Source organism: Parendozoicomonas sp. 209JJ7-1 (assembly GCF_058147085.1).
Genome location: NZ_JBYVJU010000005.1, coordinates 230,471 through 249,150, shown reverse-complemented (window position 1 = coordinate 249,150; position 18,680 = coordinate 230,471). Strand labels below are relative to the sequence as shown.

Annotated in this window: 15 protein-coding genes and 1 pseudogene; 10 read left to right on the top strand and 6 right to left on the bottom strand. The window is 48.8% G+C overall.

From position 1 onward, the window contains the following. Positions 1–777 (bottom strand): ankyrin repeat domain-containing protein (locus ACY2RQ_RS07325; protein ID WP_490112301.1); only part of this gene is annotated, 777 nt, incomplete at its 3' end. A gap of 191 nt (positions 778–968) precedes the next feature. Here ACY2RQ_RS07325 and ACY2RQ_RS07320 point away from each other — a divergent pair. From ACY2RQ_RS07320 to cspE, 4 genes are all read left to right on the top strand, one after another. Beyond that, a complete protein-coding gene (locus ACY2RQ_RS07320; RefSeq protein ID WP_490112300.1) occupies positions 969–1,175 on the top strand; it encodes a hypothetical protein in 207 nt (68 codons plus the stop codon). A gap of 130 nt (positions 1,176–1,305) precedes the next feature. Beyond that, positions 1,306–2,199: a hypothetical protein gene (locus ACY2RQ_RS07315; protein WP_490112299.1), complete on the top strand. Its 894-nt coding sequence runs from the start codon at positions 1,306–1,308 to the stop codon at positions 2,197–2,199. Positions 2,200–2,261: 62 nt separating this feature from the next. Continuing rightward, entirely contained in the window at positions 2,262–2,696 is a 435-nt protein-coding gene (locus ACY2RQ_RS07310) for a hypothetical protein (RefSeq protein ID WP_490112298.1), read from the top strand. Between the two features lie 427 nt (positions 2,697–3,123). Further along, positions 3,124–3,333 (top strand): transcription antiterminator/RNA stability regulator CspE, encoded by a 210-nt coding sequence (cspE, locus tag ACY2RQ_RS07305; protein ID WP_281648518.1) that lies wholly within the window; start codon positions 3,124–3,126, stop codon positions 3,331–3,333. Between the two features lie 306 nt (positions 3,334–3,639). Here the strand turns inward: cspE and ACY2RQ_RS07300 are convergent. Then, positions 3,640–4,434, bottom strand: a pseudogene (locus tag ACY2RQ_RS07300) (DUF3387 domain-containing protein); the annotation flags it as partial. A 136-nt stretch (positions 4,435–4,570) separates the two neighbouring features. Between ACY2RQ_RS07300 and ACY2RQ_RS07295 the strand changes: the two are divergent. Further along, complete coding sequence (locus ACY2RQ_RS07295) at positions 4,571–4,891, top strand: type II toxin-antitoxin system RelE/ParE family toxin (RefSeq protein WP_490112297.1); 321 nt, start codon at positions 4,571–4,573, stop codon at positions 4,889–4,891. Beyond that, complete coding sequence (locus ACY2RQ_RS07290; RefSeq protein ID WP_490112296.1) at positions 4,884–5,288, top strand: helix-turn-helix domain-containing protein; 405 nt, start codon at positions 4,884–4,886, stop codon at positions 5,286–5,288. The genes ACY2RQ_RS07295 and ACY2RQ_RS07290 overlap by 8 nt, the downstream gene beginning before the upstream one ends. Here ACY2RQ_RS07290 and ACY2RQ_RS07285 read toward each other — a convergent pair. Next, positions 5,260–7,491, bottom strand: coding sequence for a TonB-dependent receptor (locus ACY2RQ_RS07285; protein ID WP_490112295.1), 2,232 nt, complete (start codon positions 7,489–7,491; stop codon positions 5,260–5,262). The genes ACY2RQ_RS07290 and ACY2RQ_RS07285 overlap by 29 nt on opposite strands. Before the next feature lie 188 nt (positions 7,492–7,679). On the opposite strand from ACY2RQ_RS07285, the gene ACY2RQ_RS07280 reads away from it, so the two are divergent. Next, the gene (locus ACY2RQ_RS07280) at positions 7,680–9,656 is read left to right on the top strand and encodes an NAD(P)-binding protein (RefSeq protein ID WP_490112294.1); all 1,977 of its coding nucleotides are present in this window, start codon (positions 7,680–7,682) and stop codon (positions 9,654–9,656) included. A gap of 53 nt (positions 9,657–9,709) precedes the next feature. Then, positions 9,710–11,656: an NAD(P)/FAD-dependent oxidoreductase gene (locus tag ACY2RQ_RS07275; RefSeq protein WP_490112293.1), complete on the top strand. Its 1,947-nt coding sequence runs from the start codon at positions 9,710–9,712 to the stop codon at positions 11,654–11,656. 385 nt (positions 11,657–12,041) lie between these two features. Here ACY2RQ_RS07275 and ACY2RQ_RS07270 read toward each other — a convergent pair whose 3' ends face one another. The 3 genes from ACY2RQ_RS07270 to ACY2RQ_RS07260 all read right to left on the bottom strand — a co-directional run bounded on the left by ACY2RQ_RS07270 (position 12,042) and on the right by ACY2RQ_RS07260 (position 14,722). Further along, positions 12,042–13,103, bottom strand: a complete 1,062-nt coding sequence (locus ACY2RQ_RS07270; RefSeq protein WP_490112292.1) for a Gfo/Idh/MocA family protein — start codon at positions 13,101–13,103, stop codon at positions 12,042–12,044. Positions 13,104–13,536: 433 nt separating this feature from the next. Further along, on the bottom strand, positions 13,537–14,118 hold the full coding sequence (locus ACY2RQ_RS07265; protein ID WP_490112291.1) for a TetR/AcrR family transcriptional regulator: 582 nt from the start codon (positions 14,116–14,118) through the stop codon (positions 13,537–13,539). Between the two features lie 304 nt (positions 14,119–14,422). Beyond that, on the bottom strand, positions 14,423–14,722 hold the full coding sequence (locus ACY2RQ_RS07260; RefSeq protein WP_490112290.1) for an IS66 family transposase: 300 nt from the start codon (positions 14,720–14,722) through the stop codon (positions 14,423–14,425). Between the two features lie 410 nt (positions 14,723–15,132). Between ACY2RQ_RS07260 and ACY2RQ_RS07255 the strand changes: the two genes are divergently transcribed. Both ACY2RQ_RS07255 and ACY2RQ_RS07250 read left to right on the top strand, forming a co-directional pair. Then, entirely contained in the window at positions 15,133–15,993 is an 861-nt protein-coding gene (locus ACY2RQ_RS07255; protein ID WP_490112289.1) for an SDR family NAD(P)-dependent oxidoreductase, read from the top strand. A 722-nt stretch (positions 15,994–16,715) separates the two neighbouring features. Further along, a complete protein-coding gene (locus ACY2RQ_RS07250) occupies positions 16,716–18,662 on the top strand; it encodes an NAD(P)-binding protein (RefSeq protein WP_490112288.1) in 1,947 nt (648 codons plus the stop codon). Positions 18,663–18,680 lie beyond the last annotated feature (18 nt).

The window sequence follows — 18,680 nt, the reverse complement described above, 5'->3', positions numbered from 1 at the left end:
GGTAAAAATTTTAAGATAACGCCATGTCATTGTTGGATCAGCCCCCGCATTAACAAGCATAGAGACAATATCGGCATAGCCCTCCTGACTGGCTATAAACAGAGGCGTTGCACCAGTCTTGGCGTGATTCAGATCAGCCCCGCCCTTAACAAGAGCATCAACAAGTATGTGAACGACCTCGGCATGGCCATTCTGACTGGCTTGAAACAGAGGCGTTGCACCATGCCAGGCTTGATGCAGATCAGCCCCGGCAGCAACAAGTATGAAAACGACCTCGGCATGGCCCTCCTGACTGGCTTGAAACAGAGGTGTGGCTCCCTTCCAAGTTTGATTCAAATCGGCCCCGGCATCAACAAGTATGCGGACGACCTTGGCATGGCCATTCTGACTGGCTTGAAACAGGGGCGTTGCACTACCCCAGGCTTGATGCAGATCAGCCCCGGCATCAACAAGAATTTTAACGACCTCAGAATGACCATAGTTAGCCGCCATATACAGACCTGATCTCTTTTCCTTGCTTGTGCCGCTGACAAACTCCTCGTTAGTGTTAAAACCCTCCTGAGTCAGCCAGTATTTCACAATATCACTGCGCCCTTGCCGACAGGCGGCCAGGAACTGGTGCTCCTGAAAACGCTGCACGAAAGTAGGCTGACTTTCCCAATCTGGCGCATCCCTCCAACCGGCTCTCCCAAGCCCGGCCTGCATCAAAAGAACCACCAACAGGCTGAGGAAAAATAGTGCATAGGAAAATGCAGCCTGTGAACCAACTCTTTTCATAGCACTCTTCCTCACCACACTTATGTTAAAAGGGACAGAAGGTATGGCCATCAATCAGGAAAATATCAAGTTGTTTGAATCCCAAAGGCTCTCCGACGAGGACGGAGGCCGGGCTACCGTGATGTGGTGGTCGATGGAGTCAGGACGACGAACGCAGCGGCACCAGCCCGGCAGCTAACGGAGCGTTCGCTATGGATTGGGTTACTTCTCCGGAGCGGTACAAAGGCTTTGTGTACGAATGCATCACCGCCGGGATTTCCGGAGGGGATGAGCCGGACTGGTGGATTGATAACGGCAGCGCCAACACGGGAAATAGCGGAACAGCGACGTTCAGGGCCAGGCAGTATTACCGGTCGATCTGCCATGGGCCTGTGAAGCCGCTCCCTACTGGCAGGTAAGAATTTTTTCATAGCCTGGAATCTAAGGGATTTTCCTCAGCGGAGTAGGGGGAAGGCTGATAAAAACGACGCGGCATTGAATAAAAACTAACCTATCTCAGGTATGTGAGCTGACGTCAGAGGCGTGGAGATGACAGTGATAAATAGCAAAATTAATGTTGTGTTTACTTTCGTTTTTCTTGTATTCATTCTGCCTTTCCGTTTTCTGTCCGCGTCCTCTTATCCAGAGTTGTTCCCTTACACCCAGATCAAGACAGATCTTCCGGAAGAAATCTCACGAGCCTTGCCCCATATTATTAATTATCGCTTCGGCACTCTGCCACATTCCAGCATGTTGACCACTGAGATACGCAGCTACGTCAAACCGGGACAGGTTTATCGCTTCAGAACAGGGGATCTTTCTCATGTTCTCAAGCCTGCAAAGCCAGTAACTGTAGCCGAACATGTCAAAGTACCCAGGCATTCAACCATCAGTGGCAAGTGGAGCAGTGAGCGCAGCTGGGCCAGGGAGGAAGCCAATGTCCTTGGCAGATTTGGCACTTTCTTTATCCACCAGCAGGATCTGAACATTTTTCTGGAAGAGCCCACCAGAGAGCACCTGGCTTATTACAACGCCACTCTTCTTGAGTCCGGTGACGAGATCCGGATTGAGGCGCCTGTTGCATTACCGGTCAGTATTGTGCGGTTTGAGGAAAATTATGAAAAGGGCTATCTGGCACTCCCCAGTCACGGTGGTGGCTACTACCTGGAAACCCATGACACCCCCCATCTCTGGAGTCACCTGGATGCTAAAGGCAGGGGGGTGGTGTTACTGGGAAAGAAAGTAGACAGGGGCACTTATCACATTACCGCCTTCAATATTCCTTTTGGGAAGGCCATATACATCCCCGGTGGTGTGATTCACTGTGACGGGCTTTTGATCGGCGATGTCTTTGCCATTTATACGGTGACAGATAACTATTCCAGCGTTCTTATCAAGAACCCGGACGGAAATATTCCCAGGCTGAAGATCTCCACGACATAAAGGGAAACCTGCGGAGTAAAAGACAATGTCAGACAACAATACGCAGCGAGAAGTCTGGAACCATGGCTTATAGCTTGCCAGTCGGCGATGCTCTGCAGTTCGGTTTTTCCGGGCGGGCTTACATCCCTCCCCAGGATGGCTCCGGTCTGGAGCTGTTTTTCAGCTCTTTATTGAATGGGGGCAAAGACATCAACTACCCCGTTCCTCCCGCTTTGATAATGCACGCATCAAGCGGCTGGGAGCGTGGTAGCGGGGTTTCTGTGGATACCACCGGGCCAGAGTGGCGCATCAAAGACAGAACACAGTCGGTGGATTACGGCGGCAAGGTGGAACCCCTGCCCCTGAAACCACCAGCACCGGATGACAAGGAGAGTTATCTGCTTATGAACATCATCAATGTCGTTCGGCTTTCCCCTGATGGAGAGTCGGGCATCTGCGCTCTGGTTGGTGGAAAACGGAGTGGTGGTACGCGAAGTGCCAGATTTACCAGTGTATGACGTTCATATTTAACAATGTTATGAGTAGGATCAAACTCGCCATCAGAGTATTTACAGGGCATAAATCAGGTTGACTGGATTACGTATAAAGTGCAGTCCGACCACCAGTAAGTGCTGCGCTCGCGCACCTGTTTACAAGGATAAGAAGTAGAGTGTCAGAAAGCGTAGAATGCAGGCAGTACATTAGGTAGATGGCTACTTAAGGTTGACGAAGTATGTCGTAAATAAACAAGACGCCCTCTTTCCTGGAAGGGAATTGTGATATAAGATAGCGGCACGTTAAAAGTATGTTCCAGTCTTTATGTATAGATTCAAACGTTCCGAGTGTAGTAGCTCATTTCGTTCTTCATAGACGATAACAAAACTTCTAGCTTAACCGTCTTACTCACTTGTAAGGCAATACTTTTTTAGAAATAAGGATACGATTATGTCTACTACTACCGGTACTGTTAAGTGGTTTAATGACGAGAAAGGTTTTGGTTTCATTCAGCAAGAGAATGGCGGACCAGACGTTTTTGCTCATTTTCGCCAGATCACTGGTGATGGATTCAAGAGCCTGGCTGAAGGCCAGCGTGTTGAGTTCACCATTACTCAAGGCCAGAAAGGCCCTCAGGCAGAAGACATCCGTCCTCTGTAAAAACAAACTGCATATAATGTAGTTTGCTCGCTTCACTCTTAGTGAAGCAGGAAAGGCAATACCTTCGGGTGTTGCCTTTTTTTTCACGAAACCAGTATCCAGCATCGTGCTATTTACGATCACAAATTCAACGTGCTTCAAGACTGCAGGCATCACCAAACCTTCATCCTCCAGCCAGCGGCGGTAACAACGCTCAAAGGTGAGTTCATCGGCATAAATACAAACATCAACCGGTAACGGACCAAATCGAGCCGCCACCCGGCGATTTCTTGTTTTATAGCGATCACTCCACTGATTAGAAAGCACCTCTGCCTGCTGCAGGCAAAGCTCAATCGCTTCCTTGGCTTCATTCGGCGGATACTTCCACTTCCGTAAGGCCCTACGAATCAGGTTGCGAAGCTTGGCTCGCATATTGTCCCGCACCTGCCAGTCTACAGTTGTGCTTTTACGGAGCTGTGCGGTGACGTATTTGGCCAGCTCCCGCAGATTGCTATCGCCCATCTCTTTAACGGCCGATTCGTTCTGAATCAACGCACGATAGAAGGCAATTTCATCCGGGTTCAGCCCCGACTTCTCAGCCAGCTCTGCATCGGCGGCCATATCCTTGGCCATCTTGATCAGCTCTTCAATCACCTGAGCGGTTTCGATGGCGCGGTTATGGTATTTACGCAGGGTTTCCATAATGCGGTCCGAGTATTTCTTTTCGGAGACCACATCGGTTTTCATTCTGGCCTTCACTTCATCCCGCAGCAGTTTTTCCAGTAGCTCCACCGCCAGATTCTTCTGGGGCACATTGGCGACATCTTCCATAAATTCAGGGGAGAGCAAACCAATATTCGGGCGATCCAGACCGACCAGTTCGAAGATATCATCCACCCCTTCAGCGACAATGGCGTTGTCGATAATCTGCTTCAGGGCTGAGTGCTTTTCTTCATCGGTACGTTTTTTATCAACAGTGGTGTATTTGCTGATGGCATTTTTCACCGCAGCGAGAAAAGCAATTTCCTTTTTCAGTGGCTCGGCTTCATCCAGCGTGCTGCACAGTGTGTAGGCTTTGCTGATAGCCGCCATGACATCCAAAAAGCGTTTCTTACCGTCCAGCTTTTAATGAGCCGCAGGCGCTCCACAAGCACCCACCAGAGCAAGAATATGTCCCATAGCCCCTGGAGTAGCTGCAACGCATCGGTTTCAAAACGGCTGTAATCAAACACTTTACCGGCTTCCGGTGTAGCAAGGCTTGTCCGACGAAGCTCTTTTGAGGGCGGTGAGTGAAATTGAGCAGGGGCTGGTAGACGCGGATCTTGGAGGTTCTGTTTTTAAAAAGAGGATTTCTCTTCCCGGTCAAGGAAAGCGTGGAAGTACCAGAACCCTGTTGGCGTTTCACATGGGCCATAGAGCTTTTTTCATCTTTGGTTTTGCCAAAAACAAGCAAGCTAATATAAGCGCCAAAGAGGAACGTGCCATAAAATTGTTGGCTAATGAGTTTTTGGGATATACGGAGCATGCTCTGAGAAAAGCGCTGGATGCCGGAGAGTTGGTGGAGGTGATGAATGAGTGACTTACTGGATGCTGTTCATGAAACAGCCAAAGGTTTATACAATGCCGGGGTGATGGATGCTACAACCATGCACGAATTTGATGCGTTATGTCTGCCGCCAGTAAAAGAGTTGAGCTCTGGTCAGATCAAAACGTTACGGTTGAAATGTAAAGCCAGTCAGTCCGTATTTGCAGCTTTTCTGAATGTCAGCCCTTCTACAGTACAGAAGTGGGAAAGTGGACAAAAACGGCCGAATGGCCCCACCACCGCCACATATCAAAAATCCCGCACAGACCTCTGCAGCGGGATTTTTTGCATTTTAAAGCCTATAAAATTCCCTGTTTTTCCGGCTCGAAACGGTTTCGGAAACGTACTAACAAAAGGGGGAACTAGAAGTTGTAGCTCATACCCACTTTAATCAGACGTGGTTGGCCCGGGCTGGTCTTAGCACCACCAAAAAATGCAGCAGATGAGTAGTAGTTAACCCTGTCCAGCAGATTGGTCACAGAGGCATAGAAACCCCAAACTTCATCTTGGGTGGTGTAGCCGGCACGCAGGTTTACCAGCTTGATCGGATCCACTTCGGCAGCGGTGGCACCTTTCATACCGAGGAAGAAGTTATCGCTGTAGGTGTAGTCGAGATTGACGTAGGTGTTACCACCAAAGGCCGGGGTCTCGTAGCGTATAAAGGTAGAACCCTGCCACTCGGGAGTGCGGCCCAAGGGGCGGCCCTTGTCAGCTAATACTGCCACTTCCGGGGTTACCTTGACGATCTCGTTGTTCAGATAACCCAGGGTTGCGCCCGTACTCCAGTGTTCGTTGATCAGGTAGCGGGTAACCATTTCGACACCGGAACCTTCCACTTCGGGGATAGACGTTGCGGCACCGGTAATTGACCTCTCATTAATCAGCTGAAGACCTTCGTATTTGAAATAGAAAGCGGTCAGGTTCAGCATCAGGGTGTTGTCCAGTAAGTAGGACTTGAGGCCCAGCTCATAGCTGTCGCTCTTCTCCTCAGCAAGAACGGTTGCTTGTCCAGGACGCACGGGTGATGTAGCCGGCAATTGCGCATCGAAACCACCTGGTTTCCAGCCCTGAGAGTAAGAGGCGTAGAGAGTAATATCATCTGTCAGCTGGTAGTCCATGGCCAAACGTCCAGAAATATTATCCCAGCTGTCGTTGTCGAGGAAATGGCCTTGAACCTGGAACCCCACACCAAAACCTGCGGGCAGAACAGTAACATTGCGCTCGAAGTCCACCGACACATCGGAGTAACGCAGGCCAGTAGTCAGAGTCAGTTGCTCAGTCAGTGGCAGTGTTACATCCACATAGGCTGATTTACTTTCGGTTTCGACTTTATTGCGACCTCTCTCATCTCTCAAGAAAATATTAGCTGAAGCAATAGGGTTTTGATCTGTTTCCTGGCGAAAGTCTATTTTCTCTTTGGAGTAGGAGATACCACCAATGACCACCAAGCCATCTTCGCCCTGATAGTTTAAGCGCAGATCCTGCTGCCACAGCTTATCCTCAACGTCTTGGGTGGAGGGTTCAAAGATGGTGGCAAAAGGGGTGCCATCCAGGTCACTCATCTGATGTAGCTCAAATCTCTTGTAGCCGGTAGAAGAGGTCAGGGTCAGCTGATCATTGATATCGTACTCGATGGTCAGACGCAATTCATCACCTGACTGATCCTGAAAAGGGCGGCCTCGGCCGGGTAGGTCACCGCCGGCGGTCTCCAGCTTATCGCCATCCGGCAGGGTAAAGGCCGGCAGGGTGAAAGTGGGATTAATCCCTGCCCTTAGGGCAGCTTCAACGCCGGCAACACTGGTCGCATCGGCTACCAGGATAGATGGAGAACCATCCAGGGTTTTCTTCTGCCTTTCGTAAGAGAATACCCCATTCAGATCGCCATCGTTGTTGGCATAGCCCAGCGAGAATCGCGCTGCCATATTTTCCTCGGCGCGATCTTTGCGGCCGGTGGTGATGTTCTTCACATAACCATCATGGTCTTCATAGAGGGTTGCAGCGCGCAGCGATAGATTGTCGTTGAGCGGCACATTGATCACAGCATCAATTTCACGGGTATTGAGTTCACCGACACGCACACCGACACTGCCGCCGAATTCTTCAGTGGGCTTATTGCTGGTCATTGAGATAGCACCAGCAATGGTGGACTGGCCGAACAGAGAGGCGGTTGGGCCATTGATCACTTCAATACGTTCAAGATCCAGCAGGTTAACTGCGGCCCCGTAGCGTCCCTGGTAGTAGCCATCGCTAAAGTAACCAATGGAAGGCTGAATACCGATACCAATAATTGTGGAACCAATACCACGCAGACGCGTATCTTCAAGATCCTCACGATCCTGAGAGCCAAACAGGTTAGGGGTTTGGGCAAAGAAGGTGGTGATATCGACTGAGCCATTCTCTTTTAGGGAATCGCCATCAATGGCCGATACGGACAGGGGAACATCTTGCAAAGACTGTTCACGTTTTTGTGCGGTTACTATGACTTCTTCAATTGCATATTCTGCTGCCCAACCTACCTCAATCAGACTCAGGTTGGCTAACGCAACAGCTGAAACAAGAATACTTTTTTTAAATGGTTGGCAAGATGGTTTCATGCCTGCAACTCCTGGTTTTTTTTATTATTACGGATTCAAAAGTAACGAATGCCCAAGCTGCTTCTTTCGGATTCTTCTTTGATGAACAATTTCTTAATAAGTCGTATATGTTTATTTAGTCTCAATGGACTAAATAAACATATACTAATGACAATTCTTATGCAAAGATAATTTTTGCAACCAATTTTATGAATTCGCGTTATTTGAAGGCAGATAAAATGAGTAAAAAAAAACTCGCTATTACCCGGCGACAATTCATTAACGGTGCTGCCGTTTCCATAGGTGGTGCTGCACTGCTCAAAGGCGCTTCTGTTGCCAATGCTGCATTTCCCAAAGGCATTATCTCTGGTGCACCCATTCGCCAGCGACGTTCACCCGAAACTTATCCGCCGCTGCGAACAGGCATTCGGGGCAACCACGATGGAGCGAATCACTTTGCCCACCAGACCGCCCTGGAGGGCCGCCGCAATTGGGGCGATGGGATTGCCGTAGACGATAACGAATATGATCTGGTTATTGTCGGAGCAGGATTAAGTGGTCTGGCTTCGGCGAATTTTTATCTGAAAGAAAACCCCAATGCCCGCATTTTGCTGATTGACAATCATGATGACTTTGGCGGTCATGCAGTACGCAATGAGTTTGAGCTGGATGGACGGATGTATGCAGGGCTTGGTGGCAGCCGTGCATTAGTGAGCGTGGATATCAATCCGGCCATGCAGGAAATCTTTGATGATATCGGGCTGACGCTGGAGTATTTTGAAAAAGAAGCCTGGGATTACGGTTTTACCCGCCGCTTCGGCCTGACCCAGAAATATTATTTTGATAAAGAAACCTATGGCAAATCCAAGTTAGTCGACGGCCGCATCGGCTATATGCTGAACTGGCCCACCGAAGAAGATTCCAGTCGCGAAGATATCTGGTCTATGCCAATGTCAGAGCAGTCGAGGCAAGAATTATATAACTTGATGTACGCCAATAAAGATCGTACCGATGCCTCGCTGTTTGCTGAAGCTGATTATTTATTCAGCATCAGTTATGAACAGTTCTTATTAAAGCATGGCGGTGTTACCCAACAGCAATTGCTGGACTTTCTGCGCCCCGTTGTGGCTGCCACAGGACTGGGCAGCGAATCCATACCCGCAATGATGGCCATGGCTATGGGGGCTCCCGGCATGGGCGCAACCAGCCTTAAGTTCTTGCGGGGCAACCGCTTGGCCAAGCTGATCAAAATGTTTATTGATCCGGTGCACGGCTTCCCTGACGGTAACGCTTCTATAGCACGCATGTTAGTGCGCCGTTTAATTCCAGAGGTTTCCGATGGCAGCACCTCGATGCCCAGCATTATGACCGCGCCCTTTGACTACAGCAAATTGGATAGACCGGACTCTCAAGTACGCATTCGTCTTAACAGTACGGTGGTTAATGTTGAACATAATGGCGACCCAAAAACGGCTGACTCTGTATCCATTAGTTATATGCAGAAAGGCAGCAATCAATTGCAGAAAGTCAAAGCCAAGCACTGCATTCTAGCCTGTTACAACGGCATTATTCGTCACATCTGGCATGAATTACCGGACCAACAAGTTAATGCATTAAAGCAAAGTTATAAAACACCCATCGTTTGCACCAATGTTTTACTGCGTGATTGGAGTGCCTTCCGTCGCTCTAAAGTTGGCGGTGTTTTTGCCCCTGGGCATTTCCACTCGGCAGGTGTTATCGAAGGCTCGTTATCAATTGGGGATTATAAAAACCCGGAAAATACTGATGAGCCTATCGTTATGAGTCTGACAGGGGTGCCCTTTGGTTTTGGTGATCCCGATCCACGCAATCGGGCTAAAACAGGCCGCATGCAATTATTAGGGATGACCTTTGATGATTTTGAACAGGATGTTCAGCGTTTATTGAATGGCATGGTGGGGCCCTACGGTTTTGACTATGAGCGTGATGTTGCGGCCATCACTGTGAATCGCTGGGGACATGGTTATACCGGTCAGCCCAACCCCGCCTTTGACCCGGTGCTTGAGGAAGGGCAGGAACCTTACTACATGATTGGCAGACAGCCATTGGGCCGGGTATCTATTGCCAACGCCGACGCCAATGCTGAGGCATTAATGCAGTCTTCCTTTAGCCAGGCCAGGCGAGCTGTTGATGAGCTGACACGCTAATAAATATAAATATAAATATAAATATAAAAACTTAATTTTTTACGGTGGTAACAATGTCTGAACCCAAAAATTCAAAACCTCAAATTACACGCCGACAGTTTGTCAACGGTATGGCAACCTCCCTGGCCGGTGTGGCATTGATGGGCCACGCACCACTCTGCTTTCCCGCGATCAGCAACACTAAAGCAGGCCTGTCGATAACAGGCAAACTATCTCCAGAGACGTACCCTCCTTTACGCCAGGGGATTCGAGGCAATCATGACTATGCCAACAAGTTTGCTCACCAGGCGGCCTGGAATGGGCGCAGGGAGTGGGGTGAGATCGCTGATGTTGATGATGAATACGATTTGGTCGTAGTAGGTGGGGGATTGAGTGGTCTGGCAACTGCCCATTTTTATCTCAAGGAAAACCCCAGCGCCAAAATCCTGATTCTTGATAACCACGACGAATTTGGCGGCCACGCCCGCCGCAACGAATTTCATCTTGACGGTCGTTCGTACCTGGCCACCGGTGGCAGCGTGATGATTTTTCATCAGGAAATGAATGAAACCATGCAGGAAATTTTTGATGATTTTGGTATCAATGTTGATGAAGTGATTGATGCCATTGACGCTGATTTTTTTGAGCGGGAGAGCGTAGGCAAACAGGTCTTTTATTTTAATAAAGAAAAATACGGCGTTGATAAAACAACACCGGGGCAGATTGGTTTTTTACTGCAAAGCCCGGTACAGGCAACCCCGGACAAAAAAACCATTGATCAAATGCCGATGTCCGATCCCGCTAAAAAAGAGCTGTTAGCCGTTTATCAAATGAATGAAGACCAGACTGATGCGTCACTGTTTGATGAGTACGGCTACCTCGACAGCATTAGCTATGAAGACTTCCTGGCTAAGCATTGTGGCGTGACACAACCCGAAGTCTTCGAGTTCTTCCAGCGCTATCCTGTCGGCACAGGCATGTCGACCTTATCCTTGTCGGCCAGTTATGCCATGATGTCAGGTTTGCCCGGGCTGGGCGCGACCAGTTTCCGCCTGATACGGGGTACCCGCTTCCTGAAGTTTGCGCGCTGGATGCTGAACCCTGAGCCGGCCTTTCCCGATGGCAACTCCTCTATTGCCCGCATGCTGGTGCGCCGCCTAGTGCCTGCTGTTGCTCAGGGTGGGAAAACCATGCAGAGCATTACTGGGGAAGTTTTCGATTACAGCAAACTTGATGTGGCAGGCTCCCAGGTGCGGATTCGCACCAACAGCACAGCAGTTAACATCAAGCATAACGGTGACCCGGAGTCGGCCGACAGTGTCGCTGTCACCTATATGGATATGCAGACCGCCAAGGCTAAACGTGTGCAAGCCAAACATTGTGTGCTGGCCTGCTATAACGGTGTGATCAGGCACATCTGGGATGAACTGTCTGAACAACAGAGTGAAGCCCTGAAACAAAGTTACAAACTGCCGATGTTTATTACCAATGTGCTGCTGCGTAATTGGCAGCCTTTCAAGAAAGCCGGTATCAACAGCGCCTATGCCCCAGGCCATTTTCATTCCGTGGTCAGCATAACGCCACCTTACAGTGGCGATAACTATAAAACCTCCCTGAATCCAGATGAGCCGATGGTCATTAGCCTAAGCGGCATACCTCTGGGCAATGGTTCCCCCGATCCGCGCAACAGAGCCAAAACCGGACGTTATGAACTGTTGGGCATGTCTTTTGAGGACTATGAGAAAGATGCGCGCAGCCTGTTAAGTGGTTTGTTAGGCGAGTATGGCTTTGATTTTGATCGCGATGTGGCGGGTATTACCGTCAATCGCTGGGCCCATGGTTATGCTGCACCGCACAGCTCGGTATTTGACCCTAAATATGAAGAAGGGCAGTACCCCCATGAGATTAGCCGCCAGACCCTTGGCCGGGTGGCCATTGCCAATAGCGACGCCGGGGCTGAGGCATTAATGCAGGCTGCATTTGCCCAGGCCAAACGAGCGGTTAAAGACTTAACCAGCTAAGACTTTCTCTTCTAACAGGCTATTGAGAAGTAGTGCCTTGTGCCTTTTCAAACGCCTACCTACAGGCCCGATTTAAGGGTAATCCATTCTTGCTTGGCAGGCTGTGCTTCGACAGCCTGCTAATCAGCGATGACATTTATCAATCCGCAGTCGCATGATTGCCGTGACAGCGAAAAATTTATTTTTATACTGAGTTGAGGAGTGCTATTAGAGGCAAAGGGGAGGGGTTTGCAATATTGCCAGAGAAAACAATACAGCCCGCTTTGCTTTGACACGAAGCGGGCTGGCTAGACCCGATTGGGTTGTTACCCTTTCCTGGAGATTACATCTTGTAATTTCTTTTCCAGGGTTCCGCCCGGGTTTTGCAGACTAAACAGATTGGTGCTTAGAGCTTCTCGATCTGCTCCCATTCGCCGGAATCGATAGATCTTTCAGCAGCCATGGTGGTCAAGTGTGAACTGATGATTGACTCAAGGTCACCTTTAGCCAGGCTACCGTTATCCAGAGCATCAAGAAAACGCACAACACCCTCGCGGCAACCTGCCATGGCGAGCATAGGTTCCATGCCTTGCACTTTTTCTTCAGACACTTGAGCATCCGCACCAAAGCCACGCTGGATCTTGAAGGAGGTATCACCGATAAAGTTGAACATGATGTTACCTTCGGAGCCACAAATAATGACATCCTCAGCCATGTTCTCATCAAGCTGATAACCGTTGTTCATGTAGTAGGAGACCATAACATCGTCATACTGCCACAGCATGGTGACATCACGCTGGTAGCGTGAATCAGGAATACCGCGGCCGTTGTGAGCAAAGGCACGATCGGCGGAGTCTTTACCCAGCAGGCGGTTGGTAACATAAACCAGATGTACCGCCAGGGCGCCGCACATAGAAATTTCCCACCAGGGCATTGAGTTTACTTCGGTCTGTGGCTCCAGCCCCGGAGGAGTCAAGCTACGCATATCGATGTTGGAAACTTCACCAATCGCGCCTTCGCGAATCAGCTCAGCAACACGGTCGACAACGGGTGAGTAGGCGTATTCAAAGGTAGAACACATGATGATGTTGGAGCTCTGGGAGTCCTTAACCCAGCGCATAACTTCGTTGGTATCTCGAGGAATGTTAGTCGCTGGTGATTCAAAGAAGATGTGCAGGTTGCCTGTTTCAAGTACTGCAGCAATCACTTCTTTTTCCAGAGGCAACGGTACGGAAATTACGACGGCGTCCAAGCCATCTTTTTTACTATTGGCAAGAAGTTCTTTCCAGTCTTCATAGATGGCAACATCTTTACCTACTTGCTCGACCGCTTTATCTCGGCTTTTCTGGCTCCGCGCGGCAAGCGAAGCGATTTCAGCGCGACCGTCTTCCACCATGCTGGGAACAATGACCCAGCCTGCCCACACGCCAAAACCAATAACGCCTACTTTATATTTTTTTTCGCTCATTTCTATATTCCTTATTATTTTGAGTTGCCTATACGTAATTCAACGCTAGGGCAGACTCATAGTGGTGGCCATCTACAGCTTGAGAGCGGTTTTCGACCTCATTCATGCTTCCTCAAGCCGAAGCCAAAAAAGCAATCAATCCAGCGCCAGCAACAGCAACAGTCTTTGCTGAAGCATTCGCCCTAAAACCCATACTTTTATGTTTCAGTCTCTGTGGAAGACGTTTGTTGAATTCAGTCTTAAATTAAGGTCGAGTAAGCACCTTAATCGAATGCGCATACTGTCTAGCCAAGCGTGTAAACGGTTTATTTGGTCTATAAGGACCAAATAAGCCTATATGAATACATATCTCAATGCAAGATGATTTTTACAAAAGACGAATTTCACAAAAGATAGAGGGAGGTCGATAAACCAAGCTGGTAAATAGCTTTATCTATGGACAGATTCTAGAAACATAATCCTCTACGATAGAGCGTACTTTACGCTTATTCCATACATCAGGGTCTGCCATTATTTGGTGAGATATGCCTTCTACAAAAGCAATATACTCCATAACAAGGATAGAGAGAGTGGTGTCAGGTTTTATGGCCCCTGATTCTGATAATCGCTCAAACATCTTTGTTAAGCGCACGATCTGGCGTCTGGAGTAATCGTTGTAGAGAGTACGAATGTCTTCGGAAAAACCGGCTCGATACATGCACGATACGTGGACTCTCCATAGCTTTTTCTGCTCTCGATGGAATGGCAGAAAACCCATGATATGCTCGGAAAGCGTTTGATTTGAAGAAGAAAACTCTTCAGACAATTCACCTGCTAATTGAAATAGATGTGTTAAACCCGCAGTAATAACCTTATCCTTGGAATCAAAATAATAGGCGACAGCACTCTTTGTAGACTGGGCTTGCCTGGCAACATCTTGCAAGCGTAACTCCTCAATACCTACATCAGCCATAACATCGATAGCTGCCTGAGCAATAATCCGTCGTCTTTCTTCATGGTCAACAATTTTAGGCATTTTTCTCTCTAAAAACGTCTGGTAAAAAATTTCGTAACTATTTCAGCCCCCTTTGAATGGTAAGTACCTTCGACATTGCCTGCAATGAGAGGCCGAAAGGGTTACCAAACGCCAGATCAGGTTTCTGAAAATATGGTTTACAGGGCTAAAAAACGGGAAAAAATGTGAGAGTATCCTATGTAGGGAACAAAACAAAGCGAGAGTAGAAGAATTCTGGCTCCGAATGCCGGTAAAATCCAGGGTATCTCACCACTTTAGTTGTACCGTTGTCGTATGCAGGATGTCAGCTTTCTGGCCAGGGAGCTTAAGGCCCATCGCCCCTGGCATCCGTGGCTGTCTCATCGGCACCCAAAAACGCTTCGTGTAGCAGAGTGCTGGTTATTGTCAGCTCTGTGGATTCCAGTTGTTCATTGGTCGTCTTCTGAAACTGGCAAACAGAGCCAACACTCACCGGCATGTGATAAATATCCTGAAAAAACTCTGCCACTCGATGGCAGGGAATCAGCTGGTACTGATGGAGATAAACCGTCAGATGACAGTTCTCACAGACAGGAACCGGGAGGTATTCAATGTGCTGGGATGTTCGACAGCTTTCAGGCAGCAACCTTTGTGGCCTTTCTGAGCACCGGGCACCAGGCTGGAACTCGACCGCAGACTTTTGGCTGAGGGTTTCTCGTCATCATTACCGGAAGACTCTGTCTGTTTCTTCTCTTCGGTCTTGAATGATGCCAGCCAAGAGAGGCTTTAAGCTGTTTTGTCAGTGAACGGGTGTGCTGCACAAAAGGAGACAGCTTGAGGTAAGAGCTTGCAGAATACCGATTGTCAGGCACCTGTTCACCCTCTCATATCAAGGCTCATCCCAGAATTGTCCCCTTCAGAGATAATAGCCTTGCATAGTGATTTTCAATGGTATAGATTTATTTGGTCTAATTGGACCAAAAAGTATGCCGCACCCAATAGCAGTGGGTGAGGATTGCTTTTTAGAACAATTAAAAACACCAAGAGGTCTTTACTATGTCTAGCACCAAGCCTTGTGTTGTCATTACAGGTGCATCTACAGGCATTGGCAAGGCCACTGCTCTACGTCTCGATAAAGCCGGTTTTCGTGTGTTCGCTGGTGTGCGGCGAGAGAAGGATGGTGAGGCGCTGCGCAGTGAAGCTTCAGAGAGCCTGACCCCCGTTATATTGGAGGTTACCTGCTCAGAGAGCATTCAACAGGCGGTCGAGCTGGTTGGTGCGGCACTTGATGGGGCTGATTTGGTGGGAGTTGTAAACAATGCAGGTATTAGCATTGGCGGCCCAATGGAATACCTGCCGACAGAAACATGGCAAAAGCTTTTTGATATCAATGTGCTGGGGGCTGTCAAAGTAACTCAGGCTTTTTTGCCTTTGTTAAATCGTGGGCAGCGGGGGCGCATCATAAACGTAAGTTCGGACTCCGCTATCATGAATGCACCTTTGTACGGTGCTTATCGGGCATCAAAGTGCGCACTTGAAGCTTTTTCAGATGCGTTGCGAATTGAGCTTCGCAGTACAGGTTTGAAAGTGTCCATTATAGAACCCAGCACAACTCAAACCCCTATACTGGAAAAAGGGCAGGGCCAAAACCAGGCGATGCTTGAGGCCTTACCTCCCGAAGGTAAAGAGCGCTACGGTGCTTCGATTTCCAAGATGGAGAGTGTTACTGCGGCAAGTTTCAAGAGCGCGGTGAGCCCTGATAAAGTTGCAGGTGCCATCGAGCATGCGCTCACTGCGGTCAAGCCGAAAACAAGGTATTTGGTTATGAATCCCGGTGTAAAGCTAATGTACAAGTTGGTGGTAATGCTTCCTTCTCGGGTTACCGACGCTCTTTTTGGCAAGATGTTTGGGTTCTGAACAATACAAGAATAACCGTTTCCACTTAAAGTGATCCCCGCTTTTGCCATTTCTCATGTTTGGTCGATGGTTTCTTAAAGCCATGCAGGTTGGGGTAATCCACTCACAATCAGGGACATTCGAAACTAAAACTGATCACTACTGCCGGTTAAGAAAAAATCATCGTCTTCAGAGTCAAATCTGATCAAAAACCAAGCAATAATAAACTCATCAAACCAGTCAGAAAATCCTGGCATCTTCCATTATCGGGTGATTTTTAAAGCGTCCTGCTGTCAGACTTGAAGGCGAGGTGGAATGCGACGAAGTTGATGTTGTCGCAGGGCACAAAGGGCATCCCGATACAGTAAAAAAGGCCGTAAAGGGCGGAGAACGACTCAGGGGAGCCCGTGGTCGCGGGACTCTGGAATGATTCGAATGGGGGCTAATGTTTGTGATTTTAATTTGCTTGTTTTTTTATAAGGGACAGCAGGACTGTTGGTTTAGAGTGACCCTGTCTAATTAAATGTGGGGCTACCTTAATGATTCTATTTTATATAGGATGTTTATTATATAACGGTGCAATAAAAATACTATTGCTTTGAAATAGTGAAAATAGTAAAGAAATGGTGCTCAAGAGCTTTTGCTGAATTGTTTCTTTGAAGAAAAGAGCAGGTAGGCAAATTTAAATAAAAAGGCATTCTATCTGGTTGAAAATATGCCGCATTAGTTAGCTGGAGTAGCAAGTGCATAATAAGAAAAGCGGTATCACTCGTCGACATTTTATTAATGGTGCAGCTGTCAGTCTGGCGGGTGCGGCCCTGGCACCAAGTCTGGGCTCCCTGGCCTGGGCCGAGTCATCAATGTCAGTTAAAAAACTTTCCGGTGCACCGATTCGTTTCCAGCGTTCTGCTAAAACCTATCCGCCGCTGCGTACCGGATTTCGCGGTAGTCATGATGGTGCTAATCAATATGCCCACCAGATGCCCTTTGAAGGGCGTTATGACTGGGGTGAAGCCACTGAGGTCGATGATGAATATGATCTGGTTTTGGTCGGTGCCGGTATTAGTAGCCTGGCGGCGGCGCATTTTTATTTAAAACAATATCCCAATGCCAAAATTCTGCTGCTCGAAAACCACGACGAATTTGGCGGCCATGCCCGGCGTAACGAGTTTGAATTGGGTGGCCGCTTATACCTGGCCAATGCTGGCAGTCAATTGTTCGTAAAGTCGCCCTTTAACAGTGATGCGATGGACGAGATGATGGACGATCTGGGCATTGACTACGATATGTTTGAGCAGTCCTACGACCATGATTTTTATGAGCGTTATGGCCTGGGTCAGGGGATGTTCTTTGATAAGGAAACCTACGGTGTTAACAAAACGGTTCCAGGGAATACCGGTATATTTATCCAGTTTCCTTGGGTCGAGGATGGCTTTACCGGTAAATACGTAGACCAGATGCCTTTCTCCGAAAAGGGTAAACGGGAGCTAAAAGCCCTGTATGACATGGATGAAGATAAGTTGCCCGGCTGGCTGATCAGCGATGCCAAGCAGCTGCTGAAAATGCCCTATAACGAGTTTCTTACCAAATACGGCGGTATTACTGATCCGCAGGTTTTGGACTGGTTAAGTGCTGGCATGACCTATACCGGCCAGTTCGGTGAGGTCGGTCCGGCCATGATGATGGTTGGTATGGGCATGCCGGGCATTGGTGCCACCAGTTTGCGTTTTATGGGCAAAGGGCGGGTCAATAATTTGATCCAGAAGTTTGGCTTGCCGATTCAGCAATTCCCGGATGGCAACCATACCGTAGCCCGTTTACTGGTTCGCAAGTTGATGCCCCAGGTTTCCAACGGTGGTACGACCGTCGCAGACAGTATTACCGCGCCCTATGACTACAGTAAGCTTGATTTGCCCGAGGCCCAGGTGCGCCTGCGTCTGAACAGCACGGCGGTAAAAATCGAGCATAACGGAGATCCAGAAACGGCCAAGTCGGTTTCCATTACTTATATGCGTGATGGCAAGGCGGAAAAGGTGAAAGCCAAGCATTGCATCCTGGGTTGCTGGAACATGGTCATTCCCCATATCTGGAAGGAAATCCCCAAGGAACAGAGCGAGGCGATGCGCAACATTATTAAAGCGCCACAGGTTGTGACCAATGTCCTGTTACGTCAGTGGAAGCCGGTTCAAAAATCCGGTGTTGGCGCAGCCTTCAGTGGCGGCACCCTGCATTCTCATATTCTAACCACCTTGCCCGTCAGCATGGGCGACTACAACTGCAGCCAAGGGCCTGACGATCCCATTACGGTGACCATGCTTATGACCGGCAGAGGCTCGGGGGAAAAAACCGGCATCAACCGTGCCCGCACCGGACGCTACCAGTTATTGGGAATGCCCTACGAAACCATTGAAAAAGATGCCATCAAGGTATTGCAAGGTCTTTACGGTGAACACGGTTTTGACGCTGAGCGCGATATTGTCGCCATTACAGTAAACCGCTGGGCCCACGGTTGGGTGCTGCCTGATGAACCGATTGGTGCGGATTATGAAGAAGGTCAAAGCCCAATGGAAATTGGCCGTCGGCCTCTGGGACGGGTGGCTATTGCCAACTCTGACGCTGGGAGACTGGGCTTAGTGCAGGGCGCGGTGGATCAGGCCTGGCGGGCCATCTCTGAATTGCCCAAGAGTTAAGTAACAAGTAAAGGCAGC

What these genes read in the sequence shown, in the direction of transcription:
- ACY2RQ_RS07320 (WP_490112300.1), top strand. Translation starts at nt 969, where the DNA reads ATGGATTGGGTTACTTCTCCGGAGCGGTACAAAGGCTTTGTGTACGAA.
- ACY2RQ_RS07315 (WP_490112299.1), top strand. Translation starts at nt 1,306, where the DNA reads ATGACAGTGATAAATAGCAAAATTAATGTTGTGTTTACTTTCGTTTTT.
- ACY2RQ_RS07310 (WP_490112298.1), top strand. Translation starts at nt 2,262, where the DNA reads ATGGCTTATAGCTTGCCAGTCGGCGATGCTCTGCAGTTCGGTTTTTCC.
- cspE (WP_281648518.1), top strand. Translation starts at nt 3,124, where the DNA reads ATGTCTACTACTACCGGTACTGTTAAGTGGTTTAATGACGAGAAAGGT.
- ACY2RQ_RS07290 (WP_490112296.1), top strand. Translation starts at nt 4,884, where the DNA reads ATGAGTGACTTACTGGATGCTGTTCATGAAACAGCCAAAGGTTTATAC.
- ACY2RQ_RS07285 (WP_490112295.1), bottom strand. Translation starts at nt 7,491, where the DNA reads ATGAAACCATCTTGCCAACCATTTAAAAAAAGTATTCTTGTTTCAGCT.
- ACY2RQ_RS07280 (WP_490112294.1), top strand. Translation starts at nt 7,680, where the DNA reads ATGAATTCGCGTTATTTGAAGGCAGATAAAATGAGTAAAAAAAAACTC.
- ACY2RQ_RS07275 (WP_490112293.1), top strand. Translation starts at nt 9,710, where the DNA reads ATGTCTGAACCCAAAAATTCAAAACCTCAAATTACACGCCGACAGTTT.
- ACY2RQ_RS07270 (WP_490112292.1), bottom strand. Translation starts at nt 13,103, where the DNA reads ATGAGCGAAAAAAAATATAAAGTAGGCGTTATTGGTTTTGGCGTGTGG.
- ACY2RQ_RS07265 (WP_490112291.1), bottom strand. Translation starts at nt 14,118, where the DNA reads ATGCCTAAAATTGTTGACCATGAAGAAAGACGACGGATTATTGCTCAG.
- ACY2RQ_RS07255 (WP_490112289.1), top strand. Translation starts at nt 15,133, where the DNA reads ATGTCTAGCACCAAGCCTTGTGTTGTCATTACAGGTGCATCTACAGGC.